We start from the raw sequence: 14,748 nt of genomic DNA, 5'->3' as shown, positions 1-14,748 counted from the left end.
CGGGTCAGCGTCCTGTGGGCACTCTTGCGCGACAACCGGGTCTTCACCCCCGATCCGGTCGCGCAGACGGCTTGACTCAGTCATTGAGACTCCCGACGACGCTTCCGGTGGAATCACTTCAACAGTAACACTGGAAATTCCGATGGAAACAGATCTCCGGTACCATCGGTTCATGGCTACACGCGACTCAACCGACAACCCTCGGCGCCGCATCGTCGAGGCAACCGTCGAGCTGCTGGAGAACGGCGGCCCTGACGCGGTGAGCACCCGCGCGGTCGCCGCCGCGGCCGGAACGCAGCCGCCGGCCATCTACCGCCTCTTCGGCGACAAGGAGGGGCTCCTCGAGGCCGTCGCCGAGCACGGCTACGCGCAGTTCCTGGAGAGGAAACGCGCGCAGCTCGACGCCGCCCCACGGGACCCGGTGGAGGAGCTGCGCCGCGGCTGGGACGTGGTGGTCGAGTTCGGGGTCTCCCGCCCCGAGCTGTTCGCGGTGATGAACCGGGCCACCGGCCCGGGACCGGACGCAGCACACCGCTCGGGCCTGGAGATCCTCCACGGGCGGGTGCGCCGGCTGGCGGCCGGGGGATGGCTGCGCGTCGACGAGGAACTGGCCGCCCAGATCATCCGGGCCACCGGTGAGGGCGCAGTCACCACCTGGCACTCCACGCCCGCGGACCGCCGCAACCCGGCGCTGTTGACCGTCCTGCGCGAGTCCATGGTCGCTGCCGTCACTCGCGCCGAGCCCGCGATTCCCGCCGCCGAGTCCGGTCCCGCCGCGGCGGCCCGCGCGCTGCGCGCCGCCCTTCCCGACGACTCCGATGTCCTGAGCGACGCGGAGCAGCGCCTGCTGTGTGAGTGGCTCACGCGCCTGGCGGCGGACGGTGGCGCTCCGCGTGCCTGATCGCGCGTCAAGCGCCCTCGTTCAGGTTGAACCTCACGAGGAGGGATCGTGCGATGAAGCAGCCTCCATGACAGAGTCTGTGAGGCGCCGACCCGCGCAGGATGATGCCCGCGCGGGCCGGATCAAGGTCGTGCTGTCGTCGTGAGGGTGGTGTGGACCGCCGGTGCATCCGGCTGGTCCATGCCGATGAACAGCCAGGTCAACGTACTCGTCCGCGGGGCTTGAGCGGGACGCCGGGGAGTTCGGGGGCGGGCAGGCGGTCGCCGGGGTAGCCCTGGACCTCGCCGAAGCGGTCGGAGGCGGCCTGCCACTCGTCCCGCGCCCGGACGATGTCCTCGTGGGACCGCCCGATGAAGTTCCACCACATACCACCACTCTGCCGTTTCTTCCCAGCTCAGGGGCTTGAACGACCATCCGGGGTCAGCAAAAGGTCAGCAAGGGACCCGGGAGTCGACAACCATGGCCACCATCAACCTCGTCCGCGGCATGGGCAGCTTCTTCAAGGAGTGCGAGCACCCCGAGAGCCGGTGGTCGAGGTGCTCGCACGAGTACAAGATCCGGTACCGCAACGCGGCTGGACGGCAGACCGAGGAGTCGGGCTTCGCCACGCGGGACAAGGCGAAGGCCCGGCTTATCGAGGTGTACCAGGCCCGGAAGAACGCTCCACAGAGCCAGCACAAGGCGGAGCGGATCCAGAAGTACAGCCCGATGCAGTTCGAGCCGTACGTCATCGAGTGGAAGGCCGGCCAGCGCCACCTCGGCGCCGCCTCCCTCCGCCACCTCGACTCGCTGCTGGAGCACCACCTCTACCCCGCCTTCCGCAGCCGCCGGATGGGCACCTTCGACCACAAGGTCGTCGAGGCCTTCATCCAGACCATGGAGCGCAACGGCGTCGGCCTCGCCACCCAGTCCAACGCCTTCGACAAGCTCAAGGCGATCCTCCTCGACGCCCACCGCCTCGGCCTCTACGACGAGAACCCGTTCGACGGCGTCAAGCCGCCCCAGTACGACCCGAAGCGCGCCGTCATCCCGGCCCCGCTCCAGCTGCGCGGAATACGCGAAGCCGGGGACGAGACCTTCAAGCTCGTCGCCGAGCTTATGAGCGGCTGCGGGCTGCGCAACGGCGAAGCCCTCGCCGTCAACGTCAACAACATCGTCGCCGACGACGTCTACCGCGTCACCGAGCAGGTCAACCAGACCACCAAGGACTACGCGCCGCTCAAGCACCGCAAGGAGGGCGACTACCGAGACGTCCCGCTGCCGGCCCGGACCCGGCGCAGCCTGCTGTCGTACGCGGACACGTACGGCACCATCGACGGCTACCTGCTCCGTCACCCGCTGGACATCGCGAAGCCGTACCCGTCCTACTACCTGCAGAACCAGTGGGACCGGATCAAGCGCGCCGGCGACGTCGACATCCCCGACAGCATGACGCTCTACGGCCTGCGCCACTTCTTCGCCTCGAACTGCCTCAGCCACAACATCCCGATCACCGACGTGGCCGAGTGGATGGGGCACAAGAGCATCGACGTGACCTTCAAGATCTACCGTCATCTGATGCCCGGCTCGATCAGCCACGCCGCCCAGGTCCTCGATCTCGGCCTCGCGGCCTGAAACCCCACGGGGCCCTGTCCCGTACCGGGACGGGGCCCCGACCGTACCGGGCAGGTGCTTCGAGGGCCGGTCGGACAGTCGGGCCGAGAGCAGCTGGTCAGGGCAACGAGGTTGAGATCCACCCCGGCTGAGGTGGTGACACGCCGCTGTCGGAGCAGTACCTCGACGGCTCGTGTCCGGAGTCAGCCACCGGACATCCGCTGCTGCTTCACCCAGGCATTGACCTCGGTGACCTTGAACTGCAACTTCGCATTGCGTCCGTGTCCGAAGCGATACGGGACAAGGCCGACTTTGGGGGCCTCGCGGTAGACCCACTGAACGGACATGTTCAGGTGCTCTGCAGTCTGCCTGGCGGTCATGAACTGTGAGGTCACGGACTCTCCTCTGAGAGGGCTGGCCGCCATGGGTGCGACCGAGGAGGTCCAAATGTGCTGCGCCAAGGATGGTTTGGGAGAACCGTAATCCCGTGGTACGCCGCCCCTCGCATCACCCTCGACTACCGTCAGCTCAGCTCCGTCGAATCCGGCGGCGTGCTGCGCCTGATCGCCGCCGATGCTGGCGTCCTCGAACTCACTGAACTCCACCGGTTCAGCGTCAAGACCGAAGCCGCCGCCACCCTCAAGATCCGCGTCGGCGACGGCAGCGGCCTGGACTTCTACTTCACCAACCAGCGGGTCGTCAGCGGCTCGCGCACCGCCATGATCACATCTCGGACGTCGCCTGGAACGTGGTCGCGCACAACAACCCGTCCCGGGAGATGTACCCCTGGGTCTACGAGCGCAACATCATGAGGTGGGCCTTCCTCTACCCCGGCGCCCGCGAGCAGCTGGTCAACTGGAAGGAATCCTGGGCCGTCCCCTTCCTCGCCCAGATCCGCACTGCCGCCGCCCAGTACCCCGACAACGAGCAGTTGAAGAAGCTCGTCGCGGACATCCTGGAGGGCTGCCCCGAAGCCCAGGAACTGTGGGACCGGCACGATTTCTACGAGCACCCGGACGGCGACATCCGGCACATGCGCATTCCGCACGGCGGCGCCGGCGAGGTCCCCGTCCGCATCATGGCCCTGGCCCCGCTGCGCAACAGGCAGCTGCGGTTCATCGTCGCCTTCCACGGCGTCTGACCACGGGCCCGTGCGGTGTCGGTCCGAAGCATCGACACCGCACCAGCAGCGCGCCGGTCTGCAGAAGGCGCTGCCGGACCGGCGAATGGCGGGGCCCGCCGAGAGCAACGCGGAGATGCCTCCGGAGAGCTTGCCGAAGCCTTCCGGTTCACGGAGCTGTAGCGCTGTCGGGCATGTCAGGTGAGCTGCCGCCTGCAGGCTGCCGGTCGACCTTCCCTACGGCAAGCGGGCGGGTGCGGGCGTCGACCCGGACCTCCTCACCGTGGTCGCCCTCTGCTGCCGGGACGGCGAACGGCTGCGGTTCGCGTACACGGCCGCCGACGGGCGCGGCACCGAACGGCACGTCGAACCGCACCGGCTGGTCTGCCTCAATCGCCGCTGGTACCTCGTCGCCTACGACCTCGACCGCGCCGACTGGCGCAGCTTCCGCCTCGACCGGCTGACCGCCCCGCAGGGCAGCGGAGCACGCTTCGCGCCGCGCACCCTCCCGGCCGCCGACGCGGCGGAGTTCGTCCGGGCCGGCCTGAACAGCGTGCCCCGGCCGCACCGGGTGGAGGTGCTGGTCGCCGCGCCCGCCGACTTCGTCCACGCCCGGGTCGGCCGCTGGGGCACGGTCGAGCCCGTCGGCGCCGGCCGCTGCCGGCTCGTCATGACCGCCGACTCGCTCGACTGGCCCGCGATGGCCCTGGGCTCGCTGGGCGCGGAGTTCGAGGTGGTCGAGCCGCCCGCGCTGCGCACGCTGCTGGCGGACTGGAGCTCCCGCTTCGGGCGGGCGGCCGGGGCGGAGGGGGTCGGGGCGGGGGAGGCCGGGGCGGGGGAGGTCGCGGGGGCTGCTGGGCGACTGGAGTAGGAAGTCGGGCTGGTCGACTTCCTGTGCGGGGCAGTGCGGGGAGGAATATGCAGACCGGTCTACTGATTTGATCTGGTCGGGTGGGTATCGCGCACAGGAAGTCGGGCTGGTCGACTTTCCGTCCTGGGCGGGTGCGGGGTGGGAAAGAATATGCAGATCGGTCTACTGATTTAGCGTCGCCGGGCGGGTGTTGTGCATGGGAAGTCGGATCGGTCGACTTCTGGTGCGGTGTCGGGTGGTGCCTTGGAAGAAATATGCAGACCGGTCTACTGATTCTGGGGCCCGGGGTGGGGTGGGTCCGACGGGGTGCACAGGAAGTCGGACTGGTCGACTTCCTGTGCGGGGCGGTGCGGGGCGGTGCGGGGAGAAATATGCAGACCGGTCTACTGATTCGTGCCGGGTGCTACGGGGCGATGGCGTCCAGGGTGGTTCGTAGCCGGGCGAGGGCGGCCGGGAGGTCGGCGAGTGGGGGCGTGGCGAGGGCGAGGCGAATGGCGTTGGGGTGGTGCGGGGTGGTGGCGAAGGCGTCGGCGGTGGAGACCAGGATGCCCTCGGCGGCGAGCGCGGCGGCCACGTGGTCGGGGCGCTGGTGGGGTTCGAGGGTGAGCCAGACGATGTACGAGGCGGGGTGCGCGGTGGTGGCCAGCCCGGCGAGGGCGGTACGGGCGAGGGCCTGGCGGGCGGCGGCGTCCGTACGGCGCTCGTGCTCCAGGCGGGCGACCGTGCCGTCCGCGAGCCAGCCGGTGGCGAGCGCGGTGACCAGACCGGGCGCACCCCAGGCCGCGGTGCGCAGCTGGGTGGTCGCGGCCCGCAGCAGCCGGTCGGGCAGGACGGCGAAGCCGAATCGCAGTCCCGGTGCCACGTTCTTCGACAGGCCGGCCACGTAACAGGTGTGCTCGGGGGCGAGGGCGTGCAGCGGCGGGGGTGGCGCGGTCTCCAGGAAGGCGTAGGTGCCGTCCTCGACCAGCGTGCAGCCGTGGGCGGTGGCGAGGCCGGCCAGGCGCTCGCGCCGCGCCCGGTCGAGCACCCAGCCGAGCGGGTTGTGGACGGTCGGCATGGTGTAGACGGCGCGTACCGGGCGGGCGCGGCAGAGCCGGTCGAGCGCGTCGAGGTCCGGGCCCGCGGGGGTGACCGGGACGGGCGCCAGGTCGAGCCCGTGGGCGGCGGCGAGCAGCTTGATGCCGGGGTAGCTGAGCGCGTCCACCGCCAGGACGTCCCCGGGGCAGGTGAGGGCGCGCAGCACGCAGTCCAGCGCCTGCTGCGCGCCGTTGGTCAGCAGGACGTTCTCCGGCGCGGTGTCGATCCCGCGGTCCAGCAGGTAGGTGGCGACGGTCGCCCGGTCGTGCCGGTGGCCGCCCGGCGGGTGCTGGCGCAGCAGGGCCTCGGCGTCGCCGGAGGAGGCCAGGGCGCGCAGGGCCTGCCGCAGCAGGTCGCCCTGGCCGGGGGCGAGCGGCTGGTTGAAGGAGAGGTCCGCGACCCGGGGCACCGGGAGCGCGCGGGAGGGTTCGAGGCCGTCGTAGCCGGCTCGCAGCCGGACGAAGGTGCCCCGGCCCTGCTCGCCCACCACCAGTCCGGCGGCGGCCAGTTCGGCGTAGACCCGGGTGGCGGTGGCGAGGGCGACCCGCCGCTCGCGGGCGAGGGAGCGGTGGGTCGGCAGCCGGGCGCCGGCCGGGAGCGCGCCGGAGCGGATCGCCGCCGCGTACTCGTCGACGATGGCCTTGTAGGAGGGCGGTCGCACGGGTCACCTGCCGTTCCGGGGTGTCGCGGGTGCCGGAAATGTATCCAGGACAATAAGTGGATTGTCCTGGAGGGGTGTTCCTAACCTCGGAGGTGTCCGGCGGAAGGCCGGAACAGAGGCCGGAACAGAGGCCGGGGCAAAGGCCGGGGCAGAGGCCGGGAACGGAGCGCGCGTCCATGACCATCCGCAGCGAGCGGGACCAGCACGTCGTCACCCTCACCATCGACCGGGAGGAGAAGCTCAACGCCCTCGACTACCCGACGATCGACGCGCTGCTCGCCGAGCTGGACCGGATCGACGCCGACGACACCGTCCGCGCCGTGATCCTGACCGGCGCCGGGCAGCGGGCGTTCAGCGCGGGCGCCGACATCCCGTCCCTGGCCGCCAGCATCGCCGGTGGGTCCGAGCGGGCGCTGCGCGAGTTCGTCCGGCGCGGCCACGCGCTCACCCGGCGGATCGAGGAGTTCCCCAAGCCGGTTATCGTCGCGGTCAACGGCTTGGCGTACGGCGGTGGTTGCGAGGTGACGGAGGCGGCGCCGCTGGCCGTCGCCGCGGAGCACGCCACCTTCGCCAAGCCGGAGATCTCGCTCGGCTTCCCGCCGCCCTTCGGCGGCTCGCAGCGGTTGCCGCGCCAGGTGGGCCGCAAGCGCGGACTGGAACTGATCCTCACCGGCGACCCGGTCCCGGCCGCCCGGGCTGCCGAGCTCGGCCTGGTCAACTCGGTCGTCCCGGCGGGTGAACTGCTCGACGCGGCCCGGGATCTGGCCGACCGCATCATCCGGCACGCCCCTACCGCGGTGGCCGCGTGCCTGCGCGCCGTCACCCGGGGCATCAACCTCCCGATCGACGAGGGGCTCGCGGTGGAGGCCGCGGCCTTCGCCGCGACCGTGCCCACCGAGGGCGTCCGGGACGGGGTGCGGCTCTTCCTGAACCGTACGGCCGACTCCCGCTGAGGGAGCCGCAGTCGGCAGGACCGGCGGCCGCTGCCCGAGCCGACCCCCGTGGTTCGGGCGGCGGCCGCCGGTCCTGCGTCGTCGCTTCCGCGGAACGCGGCTTCTCATGAAGGAAGTCGGCGGATCGACCGGGGGATCAGGGCCCTTCCGGGTGATCCGCTGGGTGATCCGCCGGGAGGGCGGCCTCGGCGCCGCAGTGGGCGGCGACCGTGTCGGCGAAGGCGCGGGCGAGGGGGCCGAGGTTGTCCCAGTCCCGGACGGCCCCCAGCCGGCGGTGAGGGCTGGCAGGTCGGGGAACGGGAGCAGCCGCAGCGCGGGGTGGCCCGGGCCCCGCCACTGCGGCAGGACGGGCACGATGGCGTGGCCGAGCCCGAGTTCGGCCAGCAGGATCGCGGTGTCCCAGTCCGCGACGCTGGTGTCGAAGACCGGCCGGATGCCCGACTTCCCCAGCCAGGCGTCGAGTTGGGAGCGGGCCACGGAGTTCGGCGGCAGCCCGATCAGCCGGGCGTCCTGCAGGCGGGCTCGATGCGGGCCCGGGTGGCGAGCCGGTCGCCCGCGGCGACGGCCAGCACCCACGGCAGGTCGACGACGGGCCGCTGCTCGATGCCGCGGACGGGGGAGCCGAGGGTGATCCACGCGAGGTCCGCCCGCCCGGCCGTGAGCGACTCCAGACAGCTGCGGCTGGAGACCTCGGTCTGGAACTCCAGGCTGACCTGCGGGAAGCGCCGGCGGAAGGCCACCACGGCCTCGGACATGAAGTGCCGGACGCTGGTGGCGCCGGTGGTGATCCGCACGGATCCGCCCTCGCCGCGCGCGAGTTCGGCGATCCGGTGCAGCGCGTGGTCGATGCCGCCGAGCCCGGTGGCGACGGCCGCCTGGAGCAGCCGGCCCGCCTTGGTGGGCACGACCCCGCGCGGATGCCGCTCGATCAGCGAGAGCCCGAGCTCCCGCTCCAGCCGCTTGACGTGCTGGCTGACCGCGGACTGGGTGCAGTGGAGGTCGCGGGCGACGGCGCTGAGCGAGCCGGCCCGGCACACCGCGGCGAACACGCGGAGATCTTCGATGGTCACGGTGGCCCAAGATATCGCGAACACCCAAGGAATCACTTGGACCTGCCCCAGCAAACCGGCGGATTGACTTGGGGGTTCGCCGGGCTCGATCATCGATTCCGGGCCCAGGGCGGCAACCCGCCCGCTGTCTTCGCGGCGTTCCGGACGCCGAGGCGGGGGCACGGGCGGGTGTCGACCCACGACTGATCCGCGAGCATCCGTGGTGATCCGCAACGATCCACAAGGATCCACAAGGATCCGCAAGGATCCACAATGATCCGCAACACGAACGACGTACACCAACGTGGGGGGAACGTGACGCGCTACGCCGACGGACCGGGGACGGTCTGTGAGATCTACGTCCAGGCGCCGGTCGAACGGGTGTGGGAGCTGGTGACCGACATCGCCCTGCCCGCCCGGCTCAGCCCGGAGCTCCACCGCGTCGCCTGGCTGGACGGCGCCGACGGCCCCGCGCCGGGCGCCCGCTTCGAGGGCCACAACAGCCGCGCGGGCATGCCCGACTGGCGGACGGTCTCCGAGGTCATCGAGCTGACCGGCGAGGCCGGGACGGCAGTCGAGGCCGGCCCGGCCGGCCCCCGCGCCTTCGCCTGGGCGGTGATGGACGCGGACGGCCGCTACGGCGAGCCGGTCGCCGAGGTGGCCGGCTCGCTGGCCCGGTGGCGCTTCGAGCTCGTCCCCGAGGACGGCGGCACCCGGCTGCGCCAGTCGGTGGAGATCGGCCCGGGCCGCAGCGGCATGAGCTCCTACATCGACGCCAAGCCGGAGGCCGAGGAGAAGATCGTCGAGTTCCGGCTCGGCGAACTGCGCAAGGGCATGACGGCCACCCTCGAAGGCGTCAAGTCGCTAGCGGAGCAGGGCTCCTAGCGTATCCGCGGCAGCCCAGCAGACCGGCTTCCGCAGCAGACCAGCAGCCCAGCAGCCCAGCGGCCCAGTAGCCCGGCAGCCCGCCGGAGCTATCCGACCGGCCCGGCGTTCCCGCGCAGCATCTCGCCGACCAGGAACGCCAGGTCGAGGGCCTGGCCGCGGTTGAGGCGGGGGTCGCAGGCGGTCTCGTAGCGGGTCGGCAGCCGCTCGACGGTGACCGGGTCGCTGCCGCCGACGCATTCCGTGACGTCGGCGCCGGACAGCTCGATGTGCAGACCGCCCGGGTGGGCGCCCAGGGACCGTTGGACCTCGAAGAACCCGCGGACCTCGTCCACGATCGCTTCGACCTCGCGGGTCTTGTGCCCGTCCGGGGCGGTGACGGTGTTGCCGTGCATGGGGTCGCAGACCCAGCCCACCTGGATCCCCTCGGCGCGGGACTTCTCCACCAGCGCCGGCAGCAGGTCCCGTACGCGCTCGGCGCCCATCCGGACCACGAAGGTCAGCCGGCCCGGTTCGCGGTCGGGGTCGAGCCGGTCGGCGTAGCCGAGGATCTCGTCCGGGGTGGCGGTGGGGCCGACCTTCACCGCCACCGGATTGGCGATCCGGGCGAAGAGCTCCAGGTGCGGCCCGTCGAGCCGGCGGGTGCGTTCGCCGATCCAGAGCAGGTGGCCACTGGCGGCGTAGGTCCGTCCGGTGTCCGGGTCGGTGCGCAGCAGGGCCCGCTCGTAGTCGAGCAGCAGGCCCTCGTGGCTGGCGTACACCCTGGTGGTGCGGGTCTGCGCCGGGTCGGCGCCGCAGGCGGCCATGAACGCCATGGTGCGGTCGATCTCCTCGGTCAGGGCGGCGTACCGGGATCCCCCGGGCGAGCCGGAGACGAAGCCCCGGTTCCAGTCGTGCGCCCGGCGCAGGTCGGCCTCGCTGCTCGCGCCGAACGCCCGGACGAGGTTGAGGGTGGTGGCCGACTTCTCGTACACGGCGCGCAGTCGGGCCGGGTCGGGTTCCCGGGCCGCCGCGGTGAAGTCGTGACCGTTGACGGCGTCGCCCCGGTAGGACGGCAGGGTGAGCCCGTCGCGGGTCTCCACCGGGCTGGAGCGGGGCTTGGCGAACTGGCCCGCCATCCGGCCGATCTTGACCACGGGGAGCGCGCCGGCGTGGGTGAGGACCAGGGCCATCTGCAGCAGGACGCGGAGCCGGCCGGTGATCGCGTCGGCGCTGACCCCGGTGAAGGTCTCGGCGCAGTCGCCGCCTTGCAGGAGGAACGCCTCACCGCGGGCCACCGCGCCGAGCTCCTCCTTCAACTGGTCGCACTCCGGGCCGAGGACCAGCGGCGGCGCGGTGGCGAGTCCGTCGAGGACGGCCGCCAGGGCCGCCGGGTCGGGCCAGTCCGGCTGCTGGTCGCGCGGCTCGGCGGGCAGGTGTGGCGGGGCGGCGGGGCTTGGCAGGGCGGTCTGCTGACGGGGCTTCGGGTCCATGGCTTCCACCAGTCCTTCCGAGGTCGCTCCGAGGTCCGGGACGCGTGCTGTACGGCGGGGCAGGTACGGGGGGCAGGTATGGCGGGGCAGGTACGGGGTGCGGCCGCCGACCAGTGAAGCCGCGGGTTTCGGGGGCGGGCAAGCACGAGCGCAGTGGACCGCATCGGGGCGGAGGAAATGGTCTGGTGGCGTCCGGACCGTGCTGATTGGCTTCTGCGACATGCCCGTGGGTCAGCTACCGGCATCCCGTGGGCCACCCACCGGCATCCCGTGGGCCACCCGACGCGCCCGCCGCGGGCCAGGACCCGGCCGCGCGTCCCCACGGGGCCCGATCACCACCGAACGCGCCGAGGAGCGTCATGTCCCCACTTCCGTACAGCCCTGGCCGGCCGCCCGCCGAGCGGATCGGCGTCCGGATCACCGAGTCGGCGCTGCCCCGCCACGCGCCGCTCGACCTGTACGCGGAGCTCAGCCGCGAACTGGGCCCGGACGAGGTCTACCTGATGGAGAGCCTGGACGAGACGGGCCGGCAGCGTGGCCCGGCCGTCGTCGGCTACGGCCGGGTCGCGGAGATCAGGGTCCACCCGCGGCACGTCGAGATCGAGGGCCCGGAAGCGCTGCTGCCCTGGCTCGCCGGATGCGCCGAAGCGGCCGGCCTCACCCTGGTGTTCGACGTGGAGAGAGGGACGGAAGGGGCCGCGCGGTGGCGGATCGGCGGCCCGGAGCAGGTCTGGGAGCTGCTGGAGCGGGTCCGGCTGCTGTTCCACCCGGTCACCGGCCCGCCCGCCACCGGGTACCTGTTCGGTTTCCTCACGACCATCGGCTACGAGGCGGCCTGGCACATGGAGGAGCTGCCCGCGCGCGGCTCGCGCCCGGACCTGCCGGACCTGATCCTCACCCTCTTCCGCGACACCGTCCGGTACGACCCCGCGGGCAGTGCGCCCCGGCTGCGGAGCGCCGACCCCCTCCGGGCCGACGGCCCGCCCGACCGCGACGGACCCACCGGGCTGTTCGGCAGCCGTCCCGACCTGGACCCGATGGCCCTGGCCCACCGGGCCGCCGCCACGCCGGCGGTGGACGTCCCGACCGCCCCGCGGCCGACGTCCGTACGGGACTCGGTGACCCGGGAGGAGTTCCTGGGCTGGTCCCGGCGCTGCCTGGAGCACATCCGGGTCGGCGACATCTACCAGATCCAGATCGGCCACCGCGTCGACGTGCGCACCGAAGCGCGGCCGCTGGAGGTCTACCGCCGTCTGCGGGGCCGCAACCCCTCGCCGCACATGTACCTGCTGCCGCGCGCCGGGGGACTGCTGATCGGCGCCAGCCCGGAGCTGTTCTTCCGCACCGAGGGCGGGGAGATCACCATGCGGCCGATCGCCGGCACCACCCGGCGCGGCGCCGATCCGCAGGAGAACGAGCGGCGGATCAAGGAGATGCGGGCCAGCTCCAAGGAGCAGGCCGAGCACATCATGCTGGTGGACCTCTGCCGCAACGACATCGGCCGGGTCTGCCGACCGGGCACGCTGCCGGTCGACCGGCTGATGGCCGTGGAGACCTTCTCCCACGTGTTCCACCTGGTCTCGACCGTCACCGGCGGCCTGGAGACGGGCGTCACCGTCTGGGACGCGGTGCGGGCCACCTTCCCGGCCGGGACGATGAGCGGCGCGCCCAAGATCCGTGCCATGGAGATCATCGCCGGGCTGGAGCGGGAGCCCCGGGGCAGCTACGCCGGCGCCGTCGGCCTGGTGGACGTGCGCGGCTGGAGCGAGTTCGCGCTGTGCATCCGGACGATCAGCTTCGACGGCGGTACCTACTCCACCCAGAGCTCGGCGGGGATCGTCGCCGAGTCGCGGCCGGAGGCCGAGTGGGACGAGACGCTGGCCAAGATGGCGGCCGCGCACTGGGCGCTGACCGGTCGGGATTCCGTGGAAGAGACGGACGGGAACGGGGAGTTGACGGCATGACGGTTCTGGTGGTGGACGCCTACGACAGCTTCGTCCACGTGATCGACCGCTACCTGTGCTCGCTCGGGGTGGACACCGAGGTGGTGCGCTCGGGCACCAGGACGCCCGAGCAGCTCGCCGCCGCCCGGCCCGAGGCGGTGGTACTCGGACCCGGACCGGGGCACCCCGCCGACTCCGGCCACGTGGAGCTGGTCCACCGCTTCGCCGGCGAGGTGCCGCTGCTCGGCGTCTGCCTGGGCCACCAGGCGATCGCGCTCGCCCACGGCGGCACGGTGCGCACCGCCGAGCACCTGATGCACGGCCGGACCAGCACGGTGCGGCACGACGGCGCGGGCGTCTTCGCCGGTGCGCCGCCGACCCTGGAGGTCACCCGGTACCACTCGCTGGTGGTGGACGAGCCGCTGCCGGCCGGGTTCGAGGTGACCGCGCGCTCCTTGGACGACGGCTACGTGATGGGGCTGCGCCACCGCACCCTGCCGATCGAGGGCGTGCAGTTCCACCCGGAGAGCATCACCACCACAGGGGGGCTCGGGATGTTCGCCGCTTTCCTGGCGCGACGCGTCCCGGTGCGTCCGTAGGGTCCGGCGCGCCCGTGGGGTTCCGGCGCACCCGGAGCGGCTCGGTCACCCCGGCGGGTCCGGGTGCCCCGGCCGGTCCGGGTGCCGCGGCTGGTCCGGGTGCCTCAGCGGTCCGGCAACTGCTCCCAGACCCGGCCGAGCTCCTGGACCGCCTCGTACAGTCCGGCCGTGGACACCTGGGTGTACCCCACCACCAGCGCCGGGTCGGGTGAACCGCTCAGTGTGGTGAAGTCCCGCCCCCCGCGGACCAGGACGGACCGGCGCAGTGCCCGGGCGACCAGCAGGGCCTCGTCGGTGCGCCGGGGCAGCCGGACGCAGGCGTGCAGACCCGCCGCCGAGCCGCTCAGTGCCGCCCCGGGCAGATGGCGCTGGACGGCCTGGGCCAGCGCTTCGCGGCGCCCCCGGTAGCGCGACCGCAACCGCCGCAGGTGACGGTCGAGGGCGCCACCGCGCAGCAGTTCGGCGAAGGCGAGCTGGGTGAGGCCGTCCGCGCCGAGGTCCCGCTCCGAGCGGGCCCGCTCCAGGGCCGTGAGCAGATCGGCCGGTGCGGCGAGCCAGCCGGTGCGCAGGGTGGGGGCTACCGTCTTGCTGGCCGTGCCCGCGTAGACGACGTGCCCCGGGGCGAGGCGCTGCAGGGCCAGCGGGCGGGGCCGCCGTTCCAGCCAGAGGTCGCCGTCGTAGTCGTCCTCGATCACGTAGCCGCCGGTGGCCCTGGCCCAGCCCACCAGCGCCTCCCGGCGCTGCGGGGACATGGTGACGCCGGTGGGGAACTGGTGGAACGGGGTGACCAGGACGGCGCGTACGCCGGTGGCGGCCAGCGCCGCGACGTCGATGCCCTCCGCGTCCACCGGAACGGGGACGGTGGTGAGCCCGGCCGCCCGGATGAACCGCTGCTGGCGCACCAGCCCCGGGTCCTCCACGGCGATCGCGCCGATCCCCAGCCTGGTCAGCGCCGCGCAGAGCAGCGCGAGTCCGTGGGCGAAGCCGGCGACCACCATGATCCGCTGAGGGGCCGTCCGTACGCCCCGCACCCGGCCGAGGTAGCGGGCCAGCTCCTCGCGCAGCGCGGGCACGCCGGACAGCGGCGGGTAGCCGAGGTCGGCCCGGCCGGCCGAGCGGACGGCCTGCTGGTAGGCGAGGGCCCACTCGCGGTGCGGGAAGTGCGAGGGGACGGAGCCGCCGGTGCGCAGGTCCCAGCGCACCCTGGGCACCCGCCCCTCGTCCAGCAGCGGGGAGACCACGGGCGGTCCGGACAGGTGCCGGGCGACCCTGGTGCCGGAGCCCTGCATGGCCTCCAGGTAGCCCTCGGCGATCAGCTGGCCGTACGCCTCCACCACCACGCTCCGGGAGACGTTGAGGTCGTGGGCGAGGCCGCGGGTGGACGGCAGCCGGGTGCCGGGGCGCAGCACCCCGTCGGTCACCTCCTGCTTGATGGCGGTCTGGATCTGCAGCGTGAGCGGCGCCGGGGCCTCCCGGGAGACCACGACCGAGGTCAGCCACACCGGCGGGGCCTCCTGTCCGCGGTGCGGGAAGTGGACCGGCGGGCGGGCGCCCGAGTGGTCTGGAGCGGGCCGGGCGGCGCCTCCCAGACTGAATCGCGAAGCCCCCGTCGATGGGACGGGCG

The 14,748-nt window shown here is 72.7% G+C and carries 12 protein-coding genes and 3 pseudogenes; 9 read left to right on the top strand and 6 right to left on the bottom strand.

All coding sequences use genetic code 11. The features are described from left to right. Positions 1-172 precede the first annotated feature (172 nt). Positions 173-901 (top strand): TetR/AcrR family transcriptional regulator, encoded by a 729-nt coding sequence (locus tag AB0D10_RS40145; protein WP_360266017.1) that lies wholly within the window; start codon positions 173-175, stop codon positions 899-901. A 199-nt stretch (positions 902-1,100) separates the two neighbouring features. Here AB0D10_RS40145 and AB0D10_RS40140 read toward each other — a convergent pair. Then, positions 1,101-1,268: pseudogene (locus AB0D10_RS40140) on the bottom strand (pirin family protein); the annotation flags it as partial. Between the two features lie 92 nt (positions 1,269-1,360). Here AB0D10_RS40140 and AB0D10_RS40135 point away from each other — a divergent pair. Next, positions 1,361-2,515: a tyrosine-type recombinase/integrase gene (locus AB0D10_RS40135; RefSeq protein WP_360266014.1), complete on the top strand. Its 1,155-nt coding sequence runs from the start codon at positions 1,361-1,363 to the stop codon at positions 2,513-2,515. A gap of 182 nt (positions 2,516-2,697) precedes the next feature. Here the strand turns inward: AB0D10_RS40135 and AB0D10_RS40130 are convergent, their stop codons facing one another. Continuing rightward, positions 2,698-3,099, bottom strand: coding sequence for a helix-turn-helix domain-containing protein (locus tag AB0D10_RS40130; protein WP_360266031.1), 402 nt, complete (start codon positions 3,097-3,099; stop codon positions 2,698-2,700). Between AB0D10_RS40130 and AB0D10_RS40125 the strand changes: the two genes are divergently transcribed. The 3 genes and pseudogenes from AB0D10_RS40125 to AB0D10_RS40115 form a co-directional block, all read left to right on the top strand. Further along, positions 3,046-3,306, top strand: coding sequence for a hypothetical protein (locus tag AB0D10_RS40125; RefSeq protein ID WP_360266028.1), 261 nt, complete (start codon positions 3,046-3,048; stop codon positions 3,304-3,306). The genes AB0D10_RS40130 and AB0D10_RS40125 overlap by 54 nt on opposite strands. After that, on the top strand, positions 3,222-3,635 hold the full coding sequence (locus AB0D10_RS40120) for a hypothetical protein (protein WP_360266025.1): 414 nt from the start codon (positions 3,222-3,224) through the stop codon (positions 3,633-3,635). Before AB0D10_RS40125 ends, AB0D10_RS40120 begins: the two co-directional genes overlap by 85 nt. Before the next feature lie 235 nt (positions 3,636-3,870). Then, positions 3,871-4,485: pseudogene (locus tag AB0D10_RS40115) on the top strand (WYL domain-containing protein); the annotation flags it as partial. Positions 4,486-4,888: 403 nt separating this feature from the next. Here AB0D10_RS40115 and AB0D10_RS40110 read toward each other — a convergent pair. Continuing rightward, positions 4,889-6,223 carry a PLP-dependent aminotransferase family protein gene (locus tag AB0D10_RS40110; RefSeq protein ID WP_360266012.1) on the bottom strand — a complete coding sequence of 445 codons (1,335 nt, stop codon included), beginning with the start codon at positions 6,221-6,223 and terminating at the stop codon, positions 4,889-4,891. A 176-nt stretch (positions 6,224-6,399) separates the two neighbouring features. Between AB0D10_RS40110 and AB0D10_RS40105 the strand changes: the two genes are divergently transcribed. Further along, entirely contained in the window at positions 6,400-7,176 is a 777-nt protein-coding gene (locus AB0D10_RS40105) for a crotonase/enoyl-CoA hydratase family protein (RefSeq protein ID WP_360266009.1), read from the top strand. 136 nt (positions 7,177-7,312) lie between these two features. Here the strand turns inward: AB0D10_RS40105 and AB0D10_RS40100 are convergent. Beyond that, positions 7,313-8,246: pseudogene (locus AB0D10_RS40100) on the bottom strand (LysR family transcriptional regulator). Between the two features lie 252 nt (positions 8,247-8,498). Between AB0D10_RS40100 and AB0D10_RS40095 the strand changes: the two are divergent. After that, positions 8,499-9,110, top strand: coding sequence for an SRPBCC family protein (locus tag AB0D10_RS40095; RefSeq protein ID WP_360266007.1), 612 nt, complete (start codon positions 8,499-8,501; stop codon positions 9,108-9,110). 89 nt (positions 9,111-9,199) lie between these two features. Here the strand turns inward: AB0D10_RS40095 and AB0D10_RS40090 are convergent, their stop codons facing one another. Next, entirely contained in the window at positions 9,200-10,582 is a 1,383-nt protein-coding gene (locus tag AB0D10_RS40090; protein ID WP_360266004.1) for a class II 3-deoxy-7-phosphoheptulonate synthase, read from the bottom strand. Between the two features lie 359 nt (positions 10,583-10,941). On the opposite strand from AB0D10_RS40090, the gene AB0D10_RS40085 reads away from it, so the two are divergent. Further along, the gene (locus AB0D10_RS40085; RefSeq protein ID WP_360266001.1) at positions 10,942-12,546 is read left to right on the top strand and encodes an anthranilate synthase component I family protein; all 1,605 of its coding nucleotides are present in this window, start codon (positions 10,942-10,944) and stop codon (positions 12,544-12,546) included. Continuing rightward, complete coding sequence (locus tag AB0D10_RS40080) at positions 12,543-13,124, top strand: aminodeoxychorismate/anthranilate synthase component II (protein WP_360265999.1); 582 nt, start codon at positions 12,543-12,545, stop codon at positions 13,122-13,124. The genes AB0D10_RS40085 and AB0D10_RS40080 overlap by 4 nt, the downstream gene beginning before the upstream one ends. 104 nt (positions 13,125-13,228) lie before the next feature. Here AB0D10_RS40080 and AB0D10_RS40075 read toward each other — a convergent pair whose 3' ends face one another. Next, positions 13,229-14,626: a PLP-dependent aminotransferase family protein gene (locus AB0D10_RS40075; protein ID WP_360265996.1), complete on the bottom strand. Its 1,398-nt coding sequence runs from the start codon at positions 14,624-14,626 to the stop codon at positions 13,229-13,231. Between the last annotated feature and the right edge of the window lie 122 nt (positions 14,627-14,748).

Origin of the sequence: Kitasatospora sp. NPDC048545, from assembly GCF_040651155.1 — a bacterium.
Classification (GTDB): domain Bacteria; phylum Actinomycetota; class Actinomycetes; order Streptomycetales; family Streptomycetaceae; genus Kitasatospora.
This window is presented reverse-complemented; position numbering and strand designations above follow the sequence as displayed.